This is a genomic window from Microtetraspora niveoalba, assembly GCF_001570405.1.
Taxonomy (GTDB): Bacteria; Actinomycetota; Actinomycetes; order Streptosporangiales; family Streptosporangiaceae; genus Microtetraspora; species Microtetraspora niveoalba.
The window spans coordinates 194,408-214,646 of sequence record NZ_BBYM01000007.1; the positions used below are offsets into that span (position 1 = coordinate 194,408).

A 20,239-nucleotide genomic window follows, 5' to 3' on the forward strand; every position below is an offset into this window, starting at 1 on the left:
GGAGCACCACCTTGTCGCAGCAATCCGGCGGCATCCTCCGCCAGCCCCTCTCCGTATGGGCCACCGCGTTCGCCGCCGTGGTGGCCTTCATGGGGATCGGGCTCGTCGACCCCATCCTCCCGTCGATCGCGCAGGGCCTGCACGCCACGCCCAGCCAGGTGTCACTGCTGTTCACCAGCTACTTCCTGGTCACCGCGATCGCGATGCTGGTCACCGGCTGGTTCTCCAGCCGGATCGGCGGCAAGCGCACCCTGCTGCTCGGCCTCGCGCTCGTGGTCGTCTTCGCCGCGCTGGCCGGCACCTCCGGCACGGTCGAGCAGCTCGTCGGCTTCCGCGCCGGATGGGGCCTCGGCAACGCGCTGTTCGTGGCCACGGCGCTCGCGGTGATCGTGGGCGCGGCCACCGGAGGCGCGGAGAAGGCCATCATCCTCTACGAGGCCGCCCTCGGCCTCGGCATCTCCCTCGGCCCGCTGGTCGGGGCGCTGCTCGGCGACTGGAACTGGCGCGCGCCCTTCTTCGGCACCTCGACGCTGATGGCCGCCGGGTTCGTCCTGATCGTGACCATGCTCAAGGCGACGCCGAAGCCGGCCGTGCGCACCCGGCTGAGCGACCCGATCCGCGCGCTGGCCCACGGGGGCCTGTCCACCACCGCGTTCACCGCGCTCTTCTACAACTTCGCGTTCTTCACCGTGCTGGCGTTCACGCCGTTCATCCTCGGCATGTCGGCGTACGGCATCGGCGCGGTGTTCTTCGGGTGGGGCGTCTGCGTCGCGCTGGCGTCCGTCTTCGGCGCGCCGTGGCTGCAGCGCCGCCTCGGATCGGTCCGCGTGCTGCTGCTGTCCCTCGCGCTGCTGGCCGTCCTCCAGGTGGGCATCGCCCTCTCCGGGCAGGCCGGGACCGTGGTCTTCGTCATCCTGTGCGGCATCCCGATCGGGTTCAACAACACCATCTTCACCGAGGCCGCGATGGAGGTGTCGGACGCGCCCCGTCCGGTCGCCTCGGCCGGCTACAACTTCGTCCGCTGGATGGGCGGGGCGCTCGCGCCGTACATCGTGACGAAGCTGGGCGAGGAACTCGGCGAGGCGGTGCCGTACTACCTGGGAGCGGCCTGCTGCGTGGTCGGCATCGTGATCCTGTTCGCCCGGCGGCGTCACCTGGCCGCGCTCGACCACGTGGACATCGACCACACATTCCGCGACGCGTCGCCCGCCCAGGCATAAATCGTGCGGTTTGGGACGTTCTGCGCCTTGGTTCTACGCTTGAACCACCGCCGGACGAAAGGACGATCGTGACGACTGCGCCGCTGATCGGCGTGCTCGCCCTGCAGGGCGACGTACGCGAGCACGCCCGCGCCCTCGAGGACGCGGGCGCGAGGGCGATGGCCGTACGCCGCAGGAGCGAACTGGACGCGGTCGACGCGCTGGTCATCCCCGGCGGGGAGTCCACCGCGATGTGGAAGCTCGCGACCGCGTTCGACCTGCTCGAACCGCTCAAGCTGCGGATCAAGGAAGGTCTGCCCGCGTACGGCTCGTGCGCCGGGATGATCATGCTGGCCGACCGCATCGAGGGCGGCGTCGAGGGCCAGGAGACGCTGGGCGGCATCGACATGGTCGTGCGCCGCAACGCCTTCGGCCGCCAGGTCGACTCCTTCGAGGCCGACCTCGACTTCGCCGGTAGCGGCCCCGTCCGGGCGGTCTTCATCCGCGCGCCCTGGGTCGAGTCCGTCGGAGCCGACGTGGAGGTGCTGGGCAGGGCCGAGCCCGGGGGTAGGATCGTCGCGGTCCGACAGGGGCCTCTGCTCGCGACGTCCTTCCACCCGGAACTGACGGGTGACGCGCGGGTCCACTCGTATTTTGTCGAAATGGTGAGGGAGTTCTAGGCGATGTCCGGCCACTCCAAATGGGCGACGACGAAGCACAAGAAGGCCGCGCTCGACTCCAAGCGCGGCAAGCTGTTCGCCAAGCTCATCAAGAACATCGAGGTCGCGGCCCGGACCGGCGGCCCCGACCCGGACGGCAACCCGACTCTGTACGACGCCATCACGAAGGCGCGCAAGAACTCCGTCCCCATCGACAACATCGAGCGGGCGCGCAAGCGCGGCGGCGGCCTCGAGGCCGGCGGCGCCGACTGGCAGACCATCATGTACGAGGGCTACGCCCCGGGCGGCGTCGCCGTGCTGATCGAGTGCCTCACCGACAACCGCAACCGGGCGGCGTCCGAGGTCCGCGTCGCGCTGACCCGCAACGGCGGCTCGCTGGCCGACCCCGGCTCCGTGGCGTACATGTTCAACCGCAAGGGTGTCGTCCTCGTGCCGAAGGCCGGCGACCTCTCCGAGGACGACGTGCTGATGGCCGTCCTCGACGCGGGGGCCGAGGAGGTCAACGACCTCGGCGAGTCCTTCGAGGTGGTGTCCGAGGCCACGAACCTGGTCGAGGTCCGCTCCGCCCTCCAGGACGCCGGCATCGAGTACGAGTCGGCCGAGCAGAGCTTCCTGCCGAGCATGAACATCCCGCTCGACGAGGAGGGCGCGCGCAAGGTCTTCCGCCTCATCGACGCCCTCGAGGACAGCGACGACGTGCAGAACGTCTGGGCCAACTTCGACGTCTCCGACGAGATCATGGAGAAGCTGGAGGCGTAGGCCCTCCTTGCGACCCCGCGGCCCGGCGGCGTCCGGGACGCGCGGGGCCGGGTGGAAATACGGTTGGCGACGGACCGGCGAACCGCATAGTTTGTGCCATCGTGGACATCCGTGATCTCACCGCCGACGATCTCGACGCGGTGCTCGACAACCGTAAGCGGGCCTTCGGACCCCTGTCCGGCTCCGACGCCGAGACATGGCGTCAGGTGGTGCTGCCCGTGCTTCCGACCGGGCGGTACATCGGCGCCTTCGACGGTCCCCGTCTGGTCGCGACCGCCCGGATCAACGCGTTCACCCAGTGGTGGCACGGCCGCCCGATGCCGATGGGCGGCGTGGCGGGCGTCACCGTCGCGCCGGAGGACCGCGGCCGCGGCGTGGGGCGGGCGCTCATGCAGGCCGTCATCGAGCGCGCGGCCGATCTCGGCGACGCCGTCTCCGCGCTCTACCCGGCCACCACGCCGCTCTACCGCGGCATGGGCTGGGAGCACGTGGGCGGCCTGACCCGGGTCACCCTTCCCACCGAGGCGCTGCGCGCGCTCGGCGCGGGCGCCCCCGGCGTCAAGCTGCGCCGGATGGGCCCGGACGACGCGCCGGAGCTGATCGCGACCATCGGCCGGATCAACGCCGCGACCCGCGCCTCGGGCCCGGTCTGCTACGACGAGCGCCTCTGGCGGCTGTGGCTGGCCGAGGACGACGACTTCTGCTACATCGCCGACGACGGCTTCGTGATCTACCGGTGGAGCGGCGGCGACATCGAGGTCGACAGCTGCCTGGCCGAGTCGGAGACCACCGCGCGGGCCCTCTGGTCGCTGGTCGGCTCCGCCTCGTCGATCGCCAAGTCGGTCACGGCGGTCGTCGAGCCGGACGACCCGGTGCTCTGGCTGGTCCGCGAGCGGTCGAAGGACGAGATCCGCCAGACGCGCTGGATGTTCCGCGTGATCGACCTTCCCGCCGCCGTCGCCCGGCGCGGCTTCCCCTCCGGGGTCTCGCTGGACACGCCGATCCGCGTCGAGGATCCGCAGCGTCCGGCGAACAGCGGATCCTGGCGGCTGGAGGTCTCCTCGGGAGAGGGGGCCGTCACCCCCATCACCGGCACCCCCACCACGGGAACGCCGGCCGCGGAGGCCGGACCCGCCTTCGGCATCGGCGGCCTGTCCGCGCTGTTCGCGGGCGTCTCCATGGCGACGCTGCGGCGCACCGGCCTCGTGTCGGGCGGTACGGCGGAGGACGACGAGGCGCTCGACGCGGCGTTCCGATGCACCGCGTACATGCTCGACTACTTCTGATCCGCGCTTACCCGTGATCTCACGCCTCCGCCGGGAGTAGAGTTCTGCGCCGAACACGTGTTCGCGAAGAACCGACCCGGGGAGGCGTTCCGGTGCGATTGCCCGAGCTGAGGGTGATGGGGGTCGATCCGGGGCTGACCCGGTGCGGCCTCGGGGCGGTCGAGGGCCGTCCCGGGGCGCAACTGCGGATGCTGGCCGTCGGCGTCGTGCGCACGCCCGCCGAGGACGACATCGGCGCGCGGCTGGTCGCCATCGAAGCCGAGATCGAGCGCTGGCTGGACGAGATCCGGCCCGACGCGGTGGCCGTGGAGCGCGTCTTCGCCCAGCACAACGTGCGCACCGTCATGGGCACCGCGCAGGCGTCGGCGGTCGCCATCACCTGCGCCGCGCGCCGCGGCCTGCCGGTCGCCCTGCACACCCCGAGCGAGGTCAAGGCGGCCGTCACCGGGAACGGCAACGCCGACAAGAAGCAGGTCGGCGCGATGGTGACCCGGGTGCTCAGGCTCGACGCGATGCCCAAGCCGGCCGACGCCGCCGACGCCCTGGCCCTCGCCATCTGCCACGTCTGGCGCGGCGGCGTGCAGAACCGGCTGGCCCAGGCCCTCGCGGCCAAGGGGAGGCCCGGCGCCGCAGTCGCGCTCCCACCCGGCTACCGCCACCCCGGGGCCGGGCGGTGACCGCCGTACGGTCGCCGGACGGCGGGATGTCGGCCGCTTCTGGTAGGACTGTGGTCCGCGAGGCCGGGCGGGCCGTTGGGGGAGGGAGCGCGCAGTGATCGCATCCGTGGCGGGCCGGGTGACCGGGATCGGGCCTGAGGCCGCCGTGATCGAGGTCGGCGGCGTCGGCGTGCTGGTGCACTGCACGCCCGGCACGCTGGCCGGCCTGCGCGTGGGCGAGCCCGGCAGGCTCGCCACCTCGCTCGTCGTCCGCGAGGAGTCGCTCACGCTGTACGGCTTCGCCTCCGACGACGAGCGGGCCGTGTTCGAGATGGTGCAGACGGCGAGCGGCGTCGGGCCCCGCATCGCGCTCGCCATGCTGGCGGTGCACACGCCCGCCGCGCTGCGCACCGCCGTCGCGACCGCCGACATCAAGGCGCTCACCATGGTCCCCGGCATCGGGCAGAAGGGCGCCCAGCGCATCGTCCTGGAGCTCAAGGGCAAGCTGGGCACGCCGGACGAGGCGGTCAACGCCGCGCTGGGCGGCGCCGCCGCGGCCCCTCCCTGGCGGGACCAGGTCCACTCCGGCCTGGTCGGCCTCGGATACTCCGCCAGGGACGCCGACGAGGCCGTCGCCGCGGTGGCGCCCGAGGCCGACGCCGAGGTGGCCGCCGGGCGGTCCCCCCAGGTGGCCGTGCTGCTCAAGTCGGCCCTGCGCGCGCTGAGCGTACGGTGACCGGCCGGATGACCGTTCCAACGCGCCGCGGGCGCGCCCGGGGGAGGCAGTGGTGAGCATCGAGCGCGACCTGGTGTCGCCCGACGCCGAAGGGGACGAGCACGCCATCGAGGCGGCGCTGCGCCCCCGCAGGCTGGAGGAGTTCATCGGTCAGGGGCGGGTGCGGGAGCAGCTCTCGCTGGTGCTGGAGAGCGCCCTGCGCCGCAACCGGCCGCCGGACCACGTGCTGATGAGCGGCGGTCCCGGCCTGGGCAAGACCACCCTCGCCATGATCATCGCGGCCGAGCTGGGCGCGCCGCTGCGGATGACCTCGGGCCCGGCTCTGGAACGCGCCGGAGACCTGGCGGCGATCCTCTCGACGTTGTCGGAGGGCGAGGTCCTCTTCATCGACGAGATCCACCGCATGGCCCGCCCGGCCGAGGAGATGTTGTACCTCGCGATGGAGGATTTCCGGGTCGACATCGTCGTCGGCAAGGGGCCGGGGGCCACCTCCATCCCGCTCGACATCGCGCCGTTCACCCTGGTCGGGGCGACCACGCGGGCGGGACTGCTCCCCGCGCCGCTGCGCGACCGCTTCGGGTTCACCGCCCACATGGACTTCTACGACGTGGCCGAGCTGGAGCAGGTGCTGAGCAGGTCGGCGCGGCTGCTGTCCGTCGAGCTGCCCCCCGAGGGCGCGCACGAGATCGCGCGCCGGTCGCGCGGCACCCCCCGCATCGCGAACCGCCTGCTGCGCCGGGTCCGCGACTTCTCCGAGGTGCGCGCCGAGGGCGTGATCACCCGTGAGATCGCCGCCGCCGCGCTCAACCTGTACGAGGTGGACGGCGAGGGCCTGGACCGGCTCGACCGCGCCGTGCTGGGGGCGCTGCTGCGCAAGTTCGGCGGCGGGCCGGTGGGGCTGTCCACGCTCGCGGTGGCGGTGGGGGAGGAGCCGGAGACCGTGGAGGTGGTGGCCGAGCCGTTCCTCGTACGGCAGGGCCTGCTCGCCCGCACTCCCCGGGGCCGCGTGGCGACGGCGGCGGCCTGGACGCACCTCGGCCTGGTCCCGCCGCCCGACGCCTTCGGCGCCGCGCCGGTCCCTCCGGTCCCCCTGGATGACGAGCGGAACGCGCCGGAGCGGTGAATGGCCGGCGAGGAAAGCCGTATTTCTTGAATGAGCGAGAAATATCGGGGCGTCGGGAAGTCAGGCACGAAGGACGCATCACCCCCGCTTGGTCACAGATCGGTTGCAAAGACGCTGAAATGGGCACTTTCCCGCGTGCCATATCGTGGGTTCGTTGCCGCTCTTCGAGCGGCTCGCCTACACTGCGTGGCTTGACCGGCCGCTTACGCTGACACTTCTCGGCGACGCGGCCTCCGCGCTCAAAGGCGTAACTGGACCTCCGGCGTCAAGCCGGTTCATCACGTAATGGAAGGTGGCCCCCGTGGGCAACAACCCGCTTGGGACGTTTCTGCCACTGATCTTGCTGGTAGTGGTGTTCTACTTCCTGTTGATCCGCCCGCAGCGCAAGCGGCAGCAGGAGCAGCTGCAGATGCAGAACTCGCTCACGCCGGGCGCGCGTGTCATGACCACCACCGGTCTGTTCGGCACCGTGGTGGGCCTCCAGGACGAGGACGTCATCCTGGAGATCGCGCCGGGCGTGGAGACCCGCTGGGTCAAGGCGGCGATCGGCCGCGTTGTGACGCCCGTCGACGGTCCGGCCGACGACGAGGCGGATTCTTCCCAGTCCGTGGCGGAAGAGGGTGTTCGCGAGGACGCCCATGAGGACATTCAGAAGGACAAGGGCGAGCCGGTGGTCGAGACCCCCGAAAACGGGGGAGCCAAGGATTCGAGCACCAAGCAGTCCTGAGTACGCTCACTCAAGATCCCTTGACGAAAGAATCGACCACCAGTGGCCCCACCGACCAGTAGCCAGATCAAGCCGGGACGCACGCTCCTGGCACTTCTGGTGATCATCCTCGCCATGGGGGCGACGGTCGTCTTCCAGAAGGCGTTCGTCCCCAAGTTCGGTCTCGACCTCGCGGGCGGCACGACGGTGACGCTGTCGCCCGTGACGTCCGACGGCAAGGCGCCTCCGCAGGAGAGCCTCGACCGCGCCGTCAGCATCATCCGGGACCGCGTGAACGGCACCGGCATCTCGGACGCCGAGGTCGCCAGATCCGGTGACAACATCGTCATCTCGGTTCCCGGCGCCGGCCGTGACGAGGCGATCAAGCTGGTCGCCACCACCGCGGAGATGCGCTTCCGCCAGGTGCTCGCGGTGGCCGCGGCCTCGACGCCGCCGGCCACCCTGCCCACGACCGCCGCCACGCCGAACTCGCCGGCGGTCACCCCGTCCGCCGGCGCCTCGCCGGCGGGGCGCGCGGTCTCCAAGGCGCTCGCCGAGCCCACTCCGACGCCCACGGTGACGAGGCGGGCGAGGTCGCATACCGCGACCGGCGAGAAGTCGGAGGCGGGGACACGGGGCAAGGCGGCCCCGTCGCCGACACCGACGCCCTCGGCCCCCGCGGGTGAGGAGGACCCGCTCGCCGGGCAGGACCTCACCGGCATCGACCCGGCCACGCTGCAGCGGTTCCGCACCATCGACTGCTCGGCGAAGAACCGCGGCCAGGGCGCCCAGGACGACCCGAACAAGCAGATCGTCGCCTGCAGCCAGGACGGCACCGCGAGGTACATCCTCGACAAGGCCGCCGTGCAGGGCTCCCAGATCACCACCGCGTCCGCCGGCGTACGCCAGGACACGGGCGAGTGGGTGGTCAACCTCGACTTCAAGAGCCAGGGCGCGTCGCAGTGGAGCGACCTCACCGCCAAGGCCTTCGGCGCCCAGCCGCCGCGCAACCAGATCGGCGTCGTCCTCGACGGCCTCGTGATCACCGCCCCCGCCTCGAACGGCCGGATCCCCGGCGGCAAGACCGAGATCTCGGGCGGCTTCACCCAGCAGACCGCGACCGAGCTCGCCGACCAGCTCAAGTACGGCGCCCTGCCGCTCAAGTTCGTGCAGAGCTCCGTCGTCTCCGTCTCCTCGACCCTCGGCCAGGACCAGCTCCGCGGCGGCCTCATCTCCGGCGCGATCGGCCTGCTGATCGTCATGGTCTACCTGCTGCTCTACTACCGGGGCCTCGGCGCGATCGGCATCGCCAGCCTCGGGGTCGCGACGATCGTCACCTATCTGTCGGTGGCCGTCCTCAGCGCGAACGTCGGTTTCCGATGGTCGCTGCCGCACATCATCGGCCTCGTGGTCTCGATCGGCATCACCGCGGACTCGTTCATCGTCTACTTCGAACGCATCCGCGACGAGATCAAGGAAGGCAGGCGCACCCTCCGCGCCGCCGTCGAGGTCGCCTGGCGGAGGGCGAAGCGCACGATCCTGGTCGCGGACGCGGTCATGTTCATCGCCGCGGTGGTGCTCTACTTCCTCGCCGTCGGCGGCGTCGCCGGGTTCGCGTTCGCGATGGGCCTGACCACGCTCATCGACATCGTGGTGGTCTTCCTCTTCACCAAGCCGCTCATGTCGCTGGCCGCGCGGCTGAGGTTCTTCTCCAAGGGCCACAAGCTGTCCGGGCTCGACGCCGAGCGCATGGGCCGTACCAGCGGCACCGAGCAGACCCTGCAGGAGGCGTGATGCCGGGCATTATCAGCCGCCTGTACCGCGGCGACATCGACATCGACTTCGTCGGCAAGCGGAAGCTCTGGTACGGCCTGTCGGCCCTGCTGATGGCGGTCTCCATCCTGGGCATGGTCATCCACGGCCTGAACCTCGGCGTCGAGTTCCGGGGCGGCTCGGTCTTCGAGTTCCCGCGCGCGGCGAGCTCCAGCGTCGAGGAGGTCAGGGAGACCATCCACGAGGAGGGCGTGCACCAGGTCATCGTCCAGCAGGCCGGGCCGAACTGGCGTGTCACCACCGAGAGCCTGGACACCAACGAGGTCCCCAAGGTCCAGCAGGCGGTCGCGAAGAAGTACCACGTCGACGTGGACGAGGTCAGCACCCAGGTCATCGGCGCGACCTGGGGCGGCGAGGTCGCCAAGAAGGCGTGGATCGGCCTGGCGGTCTTCATGCTCGCGATCATGCTGTACCTCAGCCTCGCGTTCGAGTGGCGGATGGCGCTCGCCGCCATCGTGGCCCTCGTCCACGACCTCGTGATCACCGCGGGCATCTACGCCTGGTCCGGCTTCGAGGTCACCCCGGCCACCATGCTGGGCTTCCTCACGATCCTCGGCTACTCGCTGTACGACGCGGTCGTCGTCTTCGACATGATCAAGGAAGTGACGGGCAAGCTCGGCACAAGCGCGAAGATGACCTACACGCAGGCCGCGAACAACGCGCTCAGCCACACGCTGATCCGCTCGCTGAACACCTCGCTGGTCGCGATCCTGCCGGTCGCGGCGATCCTGTTCATCGGGACCACGCTGCTCGGCGCGGGCACGCTGAAGGACCTGTCCCTGGCGCTGTTCGTCGGCATGGTCGTCGGCACCTACTCCTCGCTGTGCGTGGCCACGCCGATCCTGGTCACGCTCAAGGAGCGCGAGCCGCAGTGGCAGGCCCTGGCCAAGCGGGTGGCCCAGCGCGAGGCCTCCGCCGCCAAGGCGGCCGCCGCCGACGCGCGCGGGTCCAAGCAGACGGTGGGCGCGAGCTCGCAGAACGGCGCCGCGGCGTCGGAGGACGACAAACGCAAGAAGCGCTGACCGGTACGGTTGACGCGTAAAGACGGCGACGGCGCTCCTGTGCCGCTCCCGCGATGCCCGGCATCGCGGGCGGACGCGGGGGCGCCGTCCTCATGAAGTGAGCGGAAAATGACTGAGTGGGTCTCCCTGATCAGGGACGTTCCGGACTACCCGAAGCCGGGCGTCGTGTTCAAGGACATCACCCCGCTGCTGGCCGACCACAGCGCGTTCACCCAGGTCGTGGACGAGCTGGGCGCCGGCCTGACGTTCGACAAGGTGGTCGGCATCGAGGCGCGCGGGTTCATCCTCGCGGCCCCGGTGGCGTACCGGGCGGGGGCCGGGTTCGTCCCCGTACGCAAGAAGGGCAAACTGCCTGCCCAGACGTTCGAGGCGAACTATGATCTGGAGTACGGCTCCGCGACGGTGGAGGTGCACTCCGACGCCTTCGTCCCGGGCGAGCGGGTGTTGATCGTGGACGACGTGCTCGCCACGGGCGGCACCGCGAACGCGACCGTGGAGCTGGTCAGGAGAGCGGGCGCCCAGGTGGTGGCGGTGTCCGTCCTGATGGAGCTGTCCTTCCTCTCCGGCCGCGACCGGCTGCCGGGCCTGGAGATCCGCTCTCTGGTGGTCGTCTGATCCGCCGAATCCAGGCGAAAAGCGGGCAGACGGCGCGGATACACTGGGGAGCCTGGACTCGACGTGAGGAGTCTGTGTGCCCCGTGATGTGGTCGTGCCCGACGGCGTGCGGGCCCGGAGTGAACCCCGGCCCGCCGAGGCCGTGGAGGCTGTGCCCGCGCGCGACGCATCGGAGGCAGGGGAAGAAAGACCCGCGCCTGCCCAGCGACGTCGGCGGGCGCGGTTCGGGGGGCAGTGGGGTGCTATGAATCCGGTGTTGGAACCGCTCTTCAAGACGGTTCGCGCGACCCATCCCAAGGCGGATCTGCGCCTGATCGAGCGCGCCTACGATGTCGCCGCCCACCATCACCGCGACCAGAAGCGCAAGAGCGGCGACCCGTACATCACGCACCCGCTGGCCGTGGCGACGATCCTGGCCGAGCTCGGCACCGACGACGAGACGCTCTGCGCCGCGCTCCTGCACGACACGGTCGAGGACACCGCCTACAGCCTGGAGGAGCTGCGCGCCGACTTCGGCGAGAACATCGCCCTGCTCGTCGACGGCGTCACCAAGCTGGACAAGGTCAAGTTCGGCGACGCGGCGCAGGCCGAGACCGTCAGGAAGATGGTCGTCGCCATGGCGCGCGACATCCGGGTGCTGGTCATCAAGCTGGCCGACCGGCTGCACAACATGCGCACGATGCGCTACCTCCCCGAGCACAAGCGGCAGCAGAAGTCGCGCGAGACGCTGGAGATCTTCGCGCCGCTCGCACACCGGCTCGGCATGAACACCATCAAGTGGGAGCTGGAGGACCTCGCGTTCGCCATGCTCTACCCCAAGCGGTACGACGAGATCGCGCGCATGGTGTCCGAGCGCGCGCCGCGCCGCGACCTGTTCCTCCAGGACGTGATCGAGAAGGTCTCCGCCGACCTGCGCGAGGCCAAGATCCGGGCGACCGTCAAGGGCCGTCCGAAGCACTACTACTCGATCTACCAGAAGATGATCGCCAAGGGCGTGGCGTTCGACGACATCTACGACCTGGTGGGCATCCGCGTGCTGGTGGACACGGTGCGTGACTGCTACGCCGCGCTCGGAACGATCCACGCGCAGTGGCGGCCGGTGCCCGGCCGGTTCAAGGACTACATCGCGATGCCCAAGTTCAACATGTACCAGTCGTTGCACACGACGGTCATGGGGCCCGAGGGCAAGACGATCGAGTTGCAGATCCGCACCCGCGCCATGCACCACCGCGCCGAGTACGGCGTGGCCGCGCACTGGAAGTACAAGGAGGAGATGAACGGCGCCCCCGGCACCGCGGCCAAGGGGAAGCAGGTCAACGACATGGCCTGGCTGCGCCAGCTCCTCGACTGGCAGAAGGAGACCTCCGACCCGGGCGAGTTCCTGGAGTCGCTGCGCTTCGACCTGTCGGTGTCGGAGGTGTTCGTCTTCACGCCGCGCGGCCAGGTGATCGCGCTGCCCGAGGGCGCCACCCCCGTCGACTTCGCGTACGCCGTGCACACCGAGGTGGGGCACCGGTGCATCGGCGCGCGGGTGAACGGCCGCCTGGTGCCGCTGGAGTCGCGGCTCGGCAACGGCGACACGGTGGAGATCTTCACCTCCAAGTCGCCGGACGCCGGCCCGTCGCGTGACTGGCTGAAGTTCGTCAAGAGCGGCCGGGCCCGCAACAAGATCCGGCAGTGGTTCTCCAAGGAGCGCAGGGAGACCGCGATCGAGGCCGGCAAGGAGGCCATCGGGCGGGCCATGCGCAAGCAGGGGCTGCCGCTGCAGCGCCTGATGTCCGGGGAGGCGCTCCTCGCGCTCGCGCGCGACCTCAGGTACCCCGACGTGTCCGCCCTCTACGCGGCGGTCGGCGAGGGCCACACCGGCGCCCAGGCGGTCGTCCAGAAGCTCGTACAGTCCCTCGGAGGCGTCGAGGGGGCGGAGGAGGACATCGCCGAGGCGGCGGTCCCCACGAAGCTCAGAGGGCGTCCCAGGGGCGGTTCTTCCAACGCGGGCGTCATCGTGGCGGGCGATCCGGACGTGTGGGTGCGGCTGTCGCGCTGCTGCACGCCGGTGCCCGGCGACGAGATCGTGGGGTTCGTCACACGCGGGCACGGGGTCTCGGTCCACCAGACCAACTGTCCCAACGTGGAGCAGCTCAACACGCAGCCCGACCGGCTGGTGCAGGTGTCGTGGTCGCCCGGCGGGGACTCCGTCTTCCTGGTGGCGATCCAGGTCGAGGCGCTGGACCGGCCGCGGCTGCTGTCGGACGTCACCCGTACGCTGTCCGACCAGCATGTGAACATCCTGTCCGCGACCGTGGCGACCAGCCGCGACCGGGTCGCGGTGAGCAGGTTCACCTTCGAGATGGGCGATCCCAAGCACCTCGGCCACGTGCTCAAGGCGGTGCGCAACATCCAGGGCGTCTACGACGTCTACCGCGTGACGAACTGACCCCGCCCGCCGGGCCGTCCATACGTGTCCTGGGCCGTCCATACGCGTTCCGGGCTGTCCATACGCGTCCTGCTATACGCGTCCTGGACCGCGTCCTGCGTTCTCTATACGCGTCCTGGACTGCGTCCTGGGTTGTCTAAACGCGTCGTCCCCCGTCGCGGGTCGCGACGGGGGACGACGTGGTCACGGGCGGGCCTCACCCGCCGGAGGGCGTCAGGAGAACTCGGCGAGCGTGCGCTCGGCCTCCTCCAGCCAGGAGCGCCGGGCGGTCAGCGACTCCTCGGTCTCCTTGACCTCCTTGTCCCGGCCCGCGGCCTGGGCCTTGGACAGCCGGGCCTCGAGCTGCTCGATGGACCTGCGGAGCTGGTTGACCGTGTCCTGGGCGCGCGCCCTGGCCTCGGGGTTCGAGCGGCGCCACTCGTTCTCCTCGGCCTTGCGGACGGCGTCGTCGATCTTGCGCAGGCCGCCCTCAAGCCGGTCGCGCTGGTCGCGCGGCACCGGACCTGCCGCCTCCCAGCGCTCCAGGATGCCGCGCAGTGCGGCGCGGGCGCTCCTGGCGTCCGTGACCGGCAGCAGCTTGCCGGCCTCCGCGAGCAGCGCCTCCTTGATCTCGGCATTCGCCGCGAAGGAGGCGTCCCGCTCGGCGAAGACGGCGGCCCGGGCGTGGAAGAACTGGTCCTGCGCGGCCTTGAACCGGCCCCACAGCTCGTCCTCGACGTCCCGCGAGGCGCGGCCGGCGGCCTTCCACTCGCGCATCAGCTCGCGGTAGGCCGCGGCGGTCGCGTTCCAGTCGGTGGACGCCGCGAGCGCCTCCGCCTCGGAGACGATCCGCTCCTTGGCGCCGCGCACCGCGTCGCGCTGCTCGTCCAGCGAGGAGAAGTACGCCTTGCGCCGCTTGGCGAACGCCGTGCGGGCGGCGGACAGCCGCTTCCACAGGCCCGCCTCGGTGGCGCGGTCGATGCGCTCGGCGGCCTTCCACTCCTCGACGAGCTGACGCAGGCGCTCGCCGCCGGACTTCCAGTGGGTGGCGTCCTCGGCGATCCGCTCCGCCTCGGAGACGATCCGCTCCTTGACCTCGCGCGCCTGGGTCCGGGCCTTGTCGCGCGCGGCCTTCACCTCTTCCCTGCGCCTGCCGACGATCTCGGTCAGGGCGCCGAGGCGGTCCTGGAGCGCGCCCAGGTCGCCCACGGCGTGCGCTTCGGCGACCGCCTCGCGGAGCTTGAGGATGCTCGCCTCCGCCTGCGCGGGCGGCAGGTCGGTGCCCCTCACACGCTGTTCGAGAAGCTGGACCTGGCCGGCCAGTTCCTCGTACTTGCGGTGGTAGTAGGCGAGAGCCTCCTCCGGCTCACCGGCCTGCCAGGACCCGACGGCTCGTTCGCCCTCGGCCGTACGCACGTAGACGGTGCCGTCGTCGTCTACCCGGCCCCACGGGTCGGTGGTCACGGTGTCCTCCCGCACTCGAATCAGCCTCCGGGGCCTCTGTGTGCCCTTGGTTGTATTACGTCAGCTCTTGCTGGTTATTGTCACGTCTTTGATTTCGACGGGACGCTTGGGTGCGCCCGTGCCGTCGTTAAGGGCCCCGGGGATCACACCCCGCTTGGCCACTTTGTCCAGGATTTCCAGCCCCTTCGTCACCGTACCGAAAGGCGTGTAGTCCGCGCTCAGGCCGGTGTCGCCGTAGACGATGAAGAACTGGCTGCCGTTGGTCGCGGGGCCGCTGTTGGCCATCGCGAGCACGCCGCGCGTGTACTTGGCGCCCGCGAGGTTCTCGTCGACGAACCGGTAGCCGGGGCCGCCCTGGCCGTCCGTGGCGTTCTTGCCGTCGGCCTTCGCGAGCGGGTCGCCGCACTGCAGGATCGGGAACGTCGTCCCCATGCGGTGGCACCTGCTGTTGTCGAAGTAGTCCTTCGACGCGAGGTACTTGAACGAGTTGACCGTGCAGGGGGCGTTGACCGAGTCGAGGTTCGCGACGATGTCCCCGTAGTTGGTCTTGATCGTCATGACCGCGGGGGCGGTGCTCACCTTCTCCGACGGCATGCCGACGTCCTTGACCGGCCCGCCGTCGGCGGCCTTCACGTACGAGCAGGTGCCGGTCGACGGGTCGTACCCCTTCGGCTCCTCGCCCGCGGCGACGCTCGGCTTTGCCGTCGCGGTGGCGTCGTCGTCGCCGCCCATGAAGACGACCGCCCCGACGATCGCCCCCACCGCCACAACGGCGACGGTGGTCGTCCCGATGACGGCGGTGCGCCGCGCCTTGCGCTCCCGCTCAAGTCTCGCCTGCGTCTGCCGCTGGTAATGCTCCCGGGCCAGCTGCTTCTGGCGGTCCTTGCCGGTGACCACTTCGTCCTCCCGACTGTCCAAGAATGACTATTGAGGTGGGCGAATCGTATCGGCACATGGGTATGCGTTCGCAGCCTGCCGACCCGCACCGGTACCCTTCGGTTACATTCGCTCGCGCATTCCTTGATACATCTTCTGAGACGAAGAGGCCGATTCCGTGCTCGTCGCCGGGTTTCCCGCAGGGTCGTTCCAGACCAACTGCTACGTCGTCGCTCCCGCCGCAGGCGAGGAGTGCGTCGTCATCGACCCAGGTCAGGACGCTGTCGAGGGCCTCGACGAGATCGTGCGCGAGTACGGGCTCAAGCCGGTCGCGGTGCTGCTGACCCACGGCCACATCGACCACATGTGGTCGGTCGTGCCCGTCTGCGGCGCGCGCGACGTCCCCGCGTGGATCCACCCCGAGGACCGCGAGCTGCTGTCGGATCCCGCCAAGGGATTGTCCCTGCAGACGAAGCAGATGTTGTTCGGCGGGCTGGAGTTCACCGAGCCCGACGACGTCCGCGAGCTGAGCGACGGCGCCGTGCTGAAGCTCGCGGGCATGGAGATCACGGTCGACCACGCGCCCGGCCATACCAGGGGGTCGGTGACGTTCCGGGTCCCTGAGATCATGTTCTCGGGCGACCTGCTGTTCGCCGGCTCCATCGGCCGTACCGACCTTCCGGGCGGGGACTACGAGACGATCCTGCGCAGCCTGGCCGGCGTGTGCCTGCCGCTGCCGGACGAGACGACGGTCCTGCCCGGCCATGGACCGCAGACGACCATTGGCCGCGAGCGCGCGACCAACCCCTACCTCCGCGGGCTGCTCGAACGGCAGGCCCCGGGCGGGGACGCGCCGCCCGCCGGCCCGACCAGGGGACTGTGATGAGCTTTCAAGCGCCGAAGGGCACCTTCGACTGGATGCCGCCGCGCTCGGAGTGGGCGCTCGCCGTGCGCGACGCGCTGTCCGCGCCGGCGCGCGCGGCCGGTTACGGGTACATCGAGACGCCGGCCTTCGAGGACACCCGGCTGTTCTCGCGCGGTGTCGGCGAGTCGACCGACATCGTGACCAAGGAGATGTACACGTTCGAGGACAAGGGCGGGCGGTCGATCACGTTGCGCCCCGAGGGCACCGCGTCCGTGGTGCGCGCGGTGATCGAGCACGGCCTGCCGGGCGGCCCGCTGCCGGTCAAGCTGTGGTACTCCGGCAGCTACTACCGCTACGAGCGGGCCCAGAAGGGCAGGTACCGGCACTTCTCCCAGGTGGGGGCCGAGGCCCTCGGCGCGGAGGACCCGGCGCTCGACGCCGAGCTGATCACGCTCGCGGTGGACGGCTACGCCCGGCTCGGCCTGCGGAACGTGCGGCTGCTGCTCAACTCGCTGGGCTGCCGCGAGTGCCGCCCCGCGTACCGGGCCGCGCTGCAGGAGTTCCTGCGCGCGCTCGACCTGGACGAGCCGACCCGCCAGCGCATCGAGATCAACCCGCTGCGGGTGCTCGACGACAAGCGGCCCGAGGTCCGCTCCCAGCTCGCGGACGCGCCGCTGGTGACCGACCACCTGTGCGGCGCCTGCAAGGCGTACCACGAGGAGGTGCGCGGCCTGCTCGGGGAGGTGGGCGTCTCCTTCACCGACGATCCCCGGCTGGTGCGCGGCCTCGACTACTACACCAGGACGACCTTCGAGTTCCTGCACGACGGCCTCGGCGCCCAGTCGGCCGTGGGCGGCGGAGGCCGCTACGACGGGCTGAGCGAGATGATCGGGGGCCCGGCGCTGCCCAGCGTCGGCTGGGCGCTCGGCGTCGACCGCACCGTCCTCGCGATGGAGGCCGAAGGACTGCTCACCGAGCGGCCGGGCACGATGGACGTGTTCGCCGTGCCCCTCGGCGAGGAGGCGCGGCGGCGGGTCTTCGCGCTGGTCGCCGAGCTGCGCCGGGCGGGCCTGTCGGTCGACATGGCCTTCGGCGGGCGCGGCGTCAAGGGCGCGATGAAGGCCGCCGACCGCAGCGGCGCCCGGTACGCCCTGATCCTCGGCGACCGGGATCTGGAGGCGGGCGCCGCCCAACTCAAGGACATGACCACAGCCGAGCAGACCGCGGTGCCGATCGCCGAGGTCGTCGACATCCTGAAGGGGAAATTCTCGTGATCCGCAGTCACGAAGCAGGGACGCTTCGTAGGGAGCATGCAGGCCAGCGGGTGACGCTGGCGGGCTGGGTGGCCCGCCGCCGGGACCACGGCGGTGTCGTCTTCATCGACCTGCGCGACGCCTCCGGCTCCGCCCAGGTGGTCTTCCGTGAGGAGGACCACGCCCACGACCTGCGCTCGGAGTACTGCGTCAAGGTGACGGGCGAGGTACGCGTGCGCCCGGAGGGCAACGAGAACCCCGACCTGCCGACCGGCGCCGTCGAGGTCGTCGCGTCCGAGGTGGAGGTGCTGAGCGAGGCCGCTCCGCTGCCGTTCCCGATCGAGGGCAGCACCGGGGTGTCGGAGGAGGCGCGGCTGAAGTACCGCTACCTCGACATCCGCCGGGCGCAGATCGCCGACGCGCTGCGCGTGCGCTCCCGGGCGACCTACCTCGCCAACGAGGTCATGAAGGAGCGCGGCTTCGTCTACGTCGAGACGCCGACCCTCACCCGCTCCACCCCCGAGGGCGCCCGCGACTTCCTGGTGCCGGTGCGGCTCCAGCCGGGCAACTGGTACGCGCTGCCGCAGTCGCCGCAGCTCTTCAAGCAGCTCCTCATGGTCTCCGGCCTGGAGCGCTACTACCAGCTCGCCCGCTGCTTCCGCGACGAGGACCTGCGCGCCGACCGGCAGCCGGAGTTCACCCAGATCGACATCGAGATGTCGTTCGTCGACCAGGACGACGTCATCGAGCTCGGCGAGGCCCTGATCGGCCGCATCTGGAAGGAGATCCTCGGCTACGAGCTGCCCACGCCGCTGCCGCGGATGCCGTACGCCGAGGCGATGGCCCGGTACGGCTCCGACAAGCCCGACCTGCGGTTCGGCGTCGAGCTGACCGACCTGACCGAATACTTCGCGAACACCTCCTTCCGGGTGTTCCAGGCGCCGTACGTCGGCGCCGTGGTCATGCCGGGCGGCGCCGGGCAGACCCGCAAGGAGCTGGACGGCTGGCAGGAGTGGGCCAAGTCGCGCGGCGCCCGCGGCCTCGCGTACGTGCTGGTCCAGGAGGACGGCCTCGGCGGCCCGGTCGCCAAGAACCTGTCCGAGACGGAGCTCGCCGGCCTGACCAAGGCCACGGGCGCGCAGCCCGGAGACGCGATCTTCTTCGCCGCGGGCCTGCCCGGCCCGTCCCGCGAGCTGCTCGGCGCGGCCCGGCTGGAGATCGGCCGCCGCTGCGACCTGATCGACGAGTCCCAGTGGTCGTTCCTGTGGGTCGTGGACGCCCCGATGTTCGAGCCGGTGGTCGACGAGGTCGGCCGGCAGACGGGCTGGACGGCCGTCCACCACCCGTTCACCGGGCCGAAGCCCGAGTACGCCGACACCTTCCAGGACAGCCCCGGCGAGGCCCTGGCGTACGCGTACGACATGGTCTGCAACGGCATGGAGATCGGCGGCGGCTCGATCCGTATCCACCGGGCCGAGATGCAGCAGCGGGTCTTCGACGTGCTCGGCATCTCCAAGGAGGAGGCGGAGAGCAAGTTCGGCTTCCTGCTCGAGGCGTTCAAGTACGGCCCGCCGCCGCACGGCGGCATCGCCTACGGCTGGGACCGCGTCTGCATGCTGCTCTCGGGCGGCGAGTCGATCCGCGACGTGATCGCGTTCCCGAAGACCGCCTCCGGGTTCGACCCGCTGACCGCCGCTCCCACGCCGATCACGACCGAGCAGCGCAAGGAGGCCGGTGTGGACGCCAAGCCCAAGGGCGAGGCGGCCCAGCGGTCCTGATCGGGCGCAGGCGCCCGGAGTGACGACGGCCCCCGGGCCCGGTGGTGAACCGGGCCCGGGGGCCGTCCGCCGTCTCCGCCCGCGCGGGCCGCGGGTCAGGAGATCGTGATCGTCTTGATCAGCACCTTCGTCTTCGGCGCGTTCGAGCCGCCCTCGTCGCTGGTGATGTCGACGCCGTCCTTGGCGGTGTTGACGCCGCCCTTGACGATCTTGTCGACGATCTCCATGCCGGACCGCACGATGCCGAACGGCGTGTACGCCTGGGGAAGCTGCGCGTTCTCGTCCGTGTACGAGATCACGAACTGGCTGCCGTTGGAGTTGGAGGCGTCGCCGGCCTGGGCCATGAAGACCACGCCGCGGGCGTACTGCGGGCCGAGGTTCTCGTCCGCGAACAGGTACCCGGGGCCGCCGGTGCCGTCGGTCGGGTTCTCGCCGTCGCCCTTGGCCTGCGGGTCGCCGCACTGCAGCAGGCCGAGGCCGTTGGTCTCGACCGTGGTGAGCCGGTGGCAGACCGTGTTGTCGAAGTACTTCTTGCTCGTCAGGAACGCGAACGAGTTGATCGTGCAGGGCGTGTCGCCGGGGGCGATGTCGAGCACGATGTTGCCGAGGTTGGTGCGGACCGTCATCGTCTTGGCGTTGATCACCGACCTGGGGAGCCGCTTCGGCGGGAAGCCGACGAACTTCGCGGGGCTGCCCGTGTCGTCCTTGCGGTACTCGCAGGTCACCTTCCGCAGGTCGGTGGGCCGCATGCTGGGCGTCGGTGCCGCGATCTCGGAGGGGATGGCGGAAGGCACCTCGGAGGGAGTGGGCGTCGGCTCGCCCTCGGCGGAGTTCTTCGCCTCGCTGCACGCCGCGAGGCTCCCTACGAGCGCGAGCACACCGAGGCCGACGCCGAGCGCGCGCCTGGCCTTGCTCCCGCGCCGAGCCGGGTGCTGTTGCCGATCCGTGTCGGTCACCGTTATGCCTTCCCTTTTA

Annotated in this window: 18 protein-coding genes; 15 read left to right on the forward strand and 3 right to left on the reverse strand. The window is 70.7% G+C overall.

What is annotated here, in order from left to right; genetic code table 11:
* The first annotated feature begins 11 nt into the window (after nt 1–11).
* The 12 genes from AWQ70_RS07685 (at nt 12) to AWQ70_RS07740 (ending at nt 13,049) form a co-directional block, all read left to right on the forward strand.
* Nucleotides 12–1,220 (forward strand): MFS transporter, encoded by a 1,209-nt coding sequence (locus tag AWQ70_RS07685; RefSeq protein ID WP_084516627.1) that lies wholly within the window; start codon nt 12–14, stop codon nt 1,218–1,220.
* Between the two features lie 68 nt (nt 1,221–1,288).
* Complete coding sequence (gene pdxT / locus AWQ70_RS07690) at nt 1,289–1,879, forward strand: pyridoxal 5'-phosphate synthase glutaminase subunit PdxT (protein WP_067172136.1); 591 nt, start codon at nt 1,289–1,291, stop codon at nt 1,877–1,879.
* A gap of 3 nt (nt 1,880–1,882) precedes the next feature.
* Nucleotides 1,883–2,638 carry a YebC/PmpR family DNA-binding transcriptional regulator gene (locus AWQ70_RS07695; protein WP_067172138.1) on the forward strand — a complete coding sequence of 252 codons (756 nt, stop codon included), beginning with the start codon at nt 1,883–1,885 and terminating at the stop codon, nt 2,636–2,638.
* A 101-nt stretch (nt 2,639–2,739) separates the two neighbouring features.
* Nucleotides 2,740–3,924 carry a GNAT family N-acetyltransferase gene (locus AWQ70_RS07700; protein WP_067172140.1) on the forward strand — a complete coding sequence of 395 codons (1,185 nt, stop codon included), beginning with the start codon at nt 2,740–2,742 and terminating at the stop codon, nt 3,922–3,924.
* 107 nt (nt 3,925–4,031) lie between these two features.
* Nucleotides 4,032–4,601, forward strand: a complete 570-nt coding sequence (ruvC, locus tag AWQ70_RS07705) for a crossover junction endodeoxyribonuclease RuvC (protein WP_067172298.1) — start codon at nt 4,032–4,034, stop codon at nt 4,599–4,601.
* A gap of 94 nt (nt 4,602–4,695) precedes the next feature.
* A complete protein-coding gene (ruvA, locus tag AWQ70_RS07710; RefSeq protein WP_067172142.1) occupies nt 4,696–5,316 on the forward strand; it encodes a Holliday junction branch migration protein RuvA in 621 nt (206 codons plus the stop codon).
* Nucleotides 5,317–5,368: 52 nt separating this feature from the next.
* Nucleotides 5,369–6,439: a Holliday junction branch migration DNA helicase RuvB gene (gene ruvB, locus AWQ70_RS07715; protein WP_067172144.1), complete on the forward strand. Its 1,071-nt coding sequence runs from the start codon at nt 5,369–5,371 to the stop codon at nt 6,437–6,439.
* A gap of 301 nt (nt 6,440–6,740) precedes the next feature.
* Nucleotides 6,741–7,166 carry a preprotein translocase subunit YajC gene (yajC, locus tag AWQ70_RS07720; RefSeq protein ID WP_084516628.1) on the forward strand — a complete coding sequence of 142 codons (426 nt, stop codon included), beginning with the start codon at nt 6,741–6,743 and terminating at the stop codon, nt 7,164–7,166.
* 42 nt (nt 7,167–7,208) lie between these two features.
* Nucleotides 7,209–8,939, forward strand: coding sequence for a protein translocase subunit SecD (secD, locus tag AWQ70_RS07725; RefSeq protein WP_306303394.1), 1,731 nt, complete (start codon nt 7,209–7,211; stop codon nt 8,937–8,939).
* A complete protein-coding gene (secF, locus tag AWQ70_RS07730) occupies nt 8,939–10,000 on the forward strand; it encodes a protein translocase subunit SecF (protein ID WP_067172146.1) in 1,062 nt (353 codons plus the stop codon). Before secD ends, secF begins: the two co-directional genes overlap by 1 nt.
* Before the next feature lie 108 nt (nt 10,001–10,108).
* Nucleotides 10,109–10,615 (forward strand): adenine phosphoribosyltransferase, encoded by a 507-nt coding sequence (locus AWQ70_RS07735; RefSeq protein ID WP_067172148.1) that lies wholly within the window; start codon nt 10,109–10,111, stop codon nt 10,613–10,615.
* 244 nt (nt 10,616–10,859) lie between these two features.
* The gene (locus AWQ70_RS07740; RefSeq protein WP_157529936.1) at nt 10,860–13,049 is read left to right on the forward strand and encodes a RelA/SpoT family protein; all 2,190 of its coding nucleotides are present in this window, start codon (nt 10,860–10,862) and stop codon (nt 13,047–13,049) included.
* Nucleotides 13,050–13,262: 213 nt separating this feature from the next.
* Here the strand turns inward: AWQ70_RS07740 and AWQ70_RS07745 are convergent, their stop codons facing one another.
* Both AWQ70_RS07745 and AWQ70_RS07750 read right to left on the reverse strand, forming a co-directional pair.
* Nucleotides 13,263–14,492, reverse strand: coding sequence for a DUF349 domain-containing protein (locus tag AWQ70_RS07745; protein WP_067172304.1), 1,230 nt, complete (start codon nt 14,490–14,492; stop codon nt 13,263–13,265).
* 60 nt (nt 14,493–14,552) lie between these two features.
* Complete coding sequence (locus tag AWQ70_RS07750; RefSeq protein WP_245646824.1) at nt 14,553–15,410, reverse strand: peptidylprolyl isomerase; 858 nt, start codon at nt 15,408–15,410, stop codon at nt 14,553–14,555.
* Nucleotides 15,411–15,546: 136 nt separating this feature from the next.
* On the opposite strand from AWQ70_RS07750, the gene AWQ70_RS07755 reads away from it, so the two are divergent.
* The 3 genes from AWQ70_RS07755 to aspS are packed head-to-tail and all read left to right on the forward strand — an operon-like array spanning nt 15,547 to nt 19,264.
* Nucleotides 15,547–16,251 carry an MBL fold metallo-hydrolase gene (locus AWQ70_RS07755; protein ID WP_067172152.1) on the forward strand — a complete coding sequence of 235 codons (705 nt, stop codon included), beginning with the start codon at nt 15,547–15,549 and terminating at the stop codon, nt 16,249–16,251.
* Nucleotides 16,251–17,507 carry a histidine--tRNA ligase gene (hisS, locus tag AWQ70_RS07760; RefSeq protein ID WP_174552367.1) on the forward strand — a complete coding sequence of 419 codons (1,257 nt, stop codon included), beginning with the start codon at nt 16,251–16,253 and terminating at the stop codon, nt 17,505–17,507. The genes AWQ70_RS07755 and hisS overlap by 1 nt, the downstream gene beginning before the upstream one ends.
* The gene (gene aspS / locus AWQ70_RS07765) at nt 17,504–19,264 is read left to right on the forward strand and encodes an aspartate--tRNA ligase (RefSeq protein WP_067172156.1); all 1,761 of its coding nucleotides are present in this window, start codon (nt 17,504–17,506) and stop codon (nt 19,262–19,264) included. Before hisS ends, aspS begins: the two co-directional genes overlap by 4 nt.
* Nucleotides 19,265–19,359: 95 nt before the next feature.
* Here aspS and AWQ70_RS07770 read toward each other — a convergent pair whose 3' ends face one another.
* The gene (locus AWQ70_RS07770; RefSeq protein WP_084516630.1) at nt 19,360–20,220 is read right to left on the reverse strand and encodes a peptidylprolyl isomerase; all 861 of its coding nucleotides are present in this window, start codon (nt 20,218–20,220) and stop codon (nt 19,360–19,362) included.
* Nucleotides 20,221–20,239 lie beyond the last annotated feature (19 nt).